Source organism: Streptococcus oralis (genome assembly GCF_001578945.1).
GTDB lineage: Bacteria > Bacillota > Bacilli > Lactobacillales > Streptococcaceae > Streptococcus > Streptococcus oralis_Q.
The window spans coordinates 1-234 of sequence record NZ_KQ969674.1 but is presented as its reverse complement, the minus strand read 5'-3'; the positions used below and the strand labels follow the sequence as shown (position 1 = coordinate 234).

At 38.0% G+C, this 234-nt stretch carries 1 pseudogene; it reads right to left on the bottom strand.

The features are described 5' to 3' along the window. Positions 1-234: pseudogene (locus tag SORDD16_RS10320) on the bottom strand (DUF2974 domain-containing protein); the annotation flags it as partial.

Genomic DNA, 234 nt, shown 5'->3' with positions numbered 1-234 from the left:
ATCAAAACCAGAAAGTAGATTTGTAACTTCTGAACTTGACAAATATCCAACCATGTCAAAGGCTGTCTGTCTTGTCTCTTTTATCATGTTTTGAATATCTTCCTTAGCATCTGAAAGTAAGGTTTTCACAGATTTAACCTTGTCTTCCATGTCAAAATTTGCCAACTGGGCTGCTGTCTGAAGCAACTGGGCTCGAACTAAGATTCTTTGATTTCCTGAAAGATTGCCGCTTCT